Source organism: Rothia santali, assembly GCF_024199905.1.
GTDB lineage: Bacteria > Actinomycetota > Actinomycetes > Actinomycetales > Micrococcaceae > Rothia > Rothia santali.
Genome location: NZ_JANAFB010000078.1, coordinates 1 through 3649 on the forward strand (window position 1 = coordinate 1; position 3649 = coordinate 3649).

Below are 3649 nucleotides of genomic sequence, written 5' to 3' on the forward strand. Positions count from 1 at the left end.
GGCGCTCGTTCTCCCGCTCGGCGCGGCTCAGCTCCGCGCGGCGGCGCTCGAGCTCGGTCGCGTCGGACTCCAGCGCCGTGGAGGCCTGGACCCAGTCGTCGGCGAAGAGCCGGGCGCGGGCGTCCCGGGCGTCGTGCTGGATGCGCTGCGCGCGGCGGGCGACCTTGGCCTGGCGGCCCAGCGGCGTGAGCTGGCGGCCGACCTCGGCCGTGAGGTCCTCGAGCCGGGAGACGTTGGCCTGCATCGACTCGAGCTTGCGCAGGGTCTTCTCCTTGCGGCGGCGGTGCTTGAGCACGCCCGCGGCCTCCTCGATGAAGCCGCGCCGCTCCTCCGGCGTCGCCTGCAGGATCCGGTCCAGCTGCCCCTGGCCCACGATCACGTGCATCTCCCGGCCCAGTCCCGAGTCGGAGAGCAGCTCCTGGATGTCCAGGAGGCGGCAGGGGGCGCCGTTGATCGCGTACTCCGAGCCGCCCGAGCGGAAGAGCGTCCGGGAGATCGTGACCTCGGAGTACTCGATGGGCAGCACGCCGTCGGAGTTGTCGATGGTCAGGGAGACGTGCGCCCGGCCCAGCGCCGCCCGGCCGGAGGTCCCGGCGAAGATGACGTCCTCCATCTTGCCGCCGCGCAGCGACTTGGCCCCCTGCTCGCCCATGACCCAGGCCAGCGCGTCCACCACGTTGGACTTGCCGGAGCCGTTGGGGCCGACGACGGCGGTGACGCCCGGCTCGAACTCGAACGACGTGGTCGAGGCGAAGGACTTGAAGCCCCGCACGGTCAGCGTCTTGAGGTGCACGTCACTTCCTTTCGGGGCGGCCGCTCGGACGAGGCCCGATTCTACCGTGGCCCGCCCGCGCCGCCGTCATGCGCCCGCCGCGCCCCGGCCCCGCGCGGCCGCGTCCGCCCCGGCATGCCGCGGCTCACACCCGCCCGCTCCCAGGCCGGGCCCAGGAATTGAGCCGCCGATGAAATGGGAGGTTGCATCTCGTGCAAGTTGTAGAGTTGGCCTGTGGGCGCCCGACAGGCGCCCGTCGCTCGCAGCACAGCACATCCCGGCAGAAGGCTCGATTCATTGACCGCTAATTCATCCATCCGCCATCGCAACTCTGCGCTCCTCTCGGTGACCAGGGTCGAGGCCGAGGAGGTCGTCCCCTCCTCCCAGTTCGATGATCGGTTGAAGCAGACCTACAAGCGACTGCGCATGCCCAAGGGCCTCCTCGAGCGGCTGGCCGGCATCCGCGAGCGGCGCTACTGGGGGCCCGAGAGCACGTTCGACGACGGGGCCGCCCGCGCCGGGCAGGCAGCGCTCGACGAGGCCGGCGTCGCCCCGGAGCAGATCGGCCTGCTCATCAACGCCTCGGTGACCCGTGACAACTTCGAGCCCGCCGTGGCCGTGGGCGTGCACGACCGCCTGGGACTGCCCCGGCACGCCCTGAACTTCGACATCACCAACGCCTGCCTCGGCTTCGTCAACGGCGTCACGGTGGCCTCGTCCATGATCGACGCCGGCGCGATCGACTACGCGCTGATCGTGTGCGGCGAGGACCCCTCGCCCTGGCACGAGACGGCGCTGCGGATGCTGGACGACCCGTCCGCGACCCGCGACGACGTCCTGATGCAGTTCGCGACCCTGACGCTGGGCAGCGGCGCGGCCGCCGCCGTGATCGGCCGCGCGGACCGCCACCCCGAGGGCCACCGGATCCTCGGCTCCGTCTCCCGGGCCGGGACCGAGCACAAGGACCTGTGCATCGGCGGCAACGCCGGCGAGGGCATGAGCACCGACGCCACGGGCCTGCTCAAGCACGGCCTGAAGCTGGTCACCGACGCCTGGGACCAGGCGCACGAGGACGGCTGGGACTGGACCGAGATGGACACCTACGTCACGCACCAGATCTCCACCTCGCACACCAACGCGATCGTGGACGCGATCGACGTCGACCCGAAGCGCATCCCGGTGACCTTCCCCTACTGGGGCAACGTCGCCGCCGCCGCGCTGCCCATGACGCTCGCGCTCGAGGCCGAGCGGCTCCGCCCCGGCCAGCGCGTGCTGTGCATGGGCGTGGGTTCGGGTCTGAACACCGCCCTGATGGAGATCGCCTGGTAGCGCGCCGCGCTCCTCCAGGCGACCGACCGGCAGCGCACGCCGCACCCTGACCACCACCCCCGCGGGAGAGGAACCCATGGCCAGCACCCACCCGAGCCCGGAGCGATCCGCCGAGCGGCCCGCGCCGCGCAGCCCCTCCCCGGCCATGCCCCTGCGGGGCTGGCCCGGCGTGTCCCGCGAGCACAGCCGCAGCGTCCGGGTCGTCTCGACCGCGGGCGTCGACGCCGGCGCCGAGCGCACCTGGAACTACCTCGACAACCTGGGCGAGCTCGAGCGCCGGGGCCTCACGCCCGCGGGCACCGTGCTCTGCGTCCACGGCAACCCGACCTGGTCCTACCTCTGGCGGCGCGTGGTCGCCGCGGGGGCCGACGCCGGGGACCGCCCCTGGCGCGTGGTCGCGGTGGACCAGCTCGAGATGGGCTTCTCCGAGCGGACCGGTCTGCAGCGCGGCCTGGCCGACCGGATCGCGGACCTCGGCGACTTCACCGCCGCGATCGGGCTGGACGACGCCGCCGGGGAGCACGGCGTCGTGACCCTGGCCCACGACTGGGGCGGGCTGGTCTCCCAGGGCTGGGGCGCCGCGCACCCCGCCCTGCACGCGGGCCGGATCCTGACCAACACCGCGCTGTTCCAGCCCGAGGGCGCCGAGGTCCCGGGGGCGCTCAAGCTGGCCCTGGCACCGGCCGTGCACGGGCCCGGGACGCGCGGGACCACCGCGTTCCTGGACGTGACGCTCGGCCTGCACCGGCGCCCCTGGGACCCCGAGGTCAAGGCCGCCTACCGCAGCCCGTACCTCACGGCCGAGCGGCGGGACGGGATCCGCGGGTTCGTCGCGGACATCCCCGCGGTGGCGGAGCACCCCTCCCACCCGGACATGGTGCGCATCGCGGCGGCCGTGGCCGCGGACGGGCTGCCCGGCCTGGTGCTGTGGGGCCCGCACGACCCGGTCTTCCAGCAGCGCTACTTTGACGACCTGCTCGAGCGGATGCCGGCGGCCACCGTGCACCGGTTCGAGAAGGCCGGGCACCTCGTGGCCGAGGACGAGGACATCGCCGCGCCGATCTTCGCGTGGCTCTCGGAGCGCTTCACGGGCGCGCGCGACGTCGTCGCCGAGCACGCCGCCCGGCGCGAGGCCGACGAGGCGGAGGCCCCGCTCTCGCTCGGCGACCGGCCCATGCTGGCGGAGCTCGAGGAGCGCGCCGAGGAGGACGTCCCGGCCGTGGTGGACATGGGCCGCCCGGGCCGGGACGGCGTCTCTCCGGTGGCCCGCTCGCTGACCTGGCGCGAGCTCGCCGCCGAGGTCGAGCGGACGGCCGCGGTGCTGCACGAGACCGGCGTCGAGCGCGGGACCCGCGTGGCGCTCATGGTCCCGCCCGGCTCCCGGCTGACCACCCTGATCTACGCGTGCCTGAAGCTGGGCGCGGTCATCGTGGTCGCGGACACCGGGCTGGGGCTGAAGGGCCTCACGCGCGCGCTGCGGGGGGCCTCGCCCGCGTTCCTGATCGGCGTCCCGCGCGCCCTGCTGGCCGCCCGCGCGCTGCGCTGGCC

At 74.1% G+C, this 3649-nt stretch carries 3 protein-coding genes; 2 read left to right on the top strand and 1 reads right to left on the bottom strand.

Translation table 11 applies throughout. The features are described from left to right. Positions 1-793 (bottom strand): chromosome segregation SMC family protein (locus NBM05_RS15165; RefSeq protein ID WP_254169159.1); only part of this gene is annotated, 793 nt, incomplete at its 3' end. Between the two features lie 276 nt (positions 794-1069). On the opposite strand from NBM05_RS15165, the gene NBM05_RS15170 reads away from it, so the two are divergent. Continuing rightward, positions 1070-2101, top strand: coding sequence for a 3-oxoacyl-ACP synthase III (locus NBM05_RS15170; protein ID WP_254169161.1), 1032 nt, complete (start codon positions 1070-1072; stop codon positions 2099-2101). Between the two features lie 76 nt (positions 2102-2177). After that, a partial coding sequence (locus NBM05_RS15175; protein ID WP_254169163.1) for an alpha/beta fold hydrolase occupies positions 2178-3649 on the top strand: 1472 nt, incomplete at its 3' end.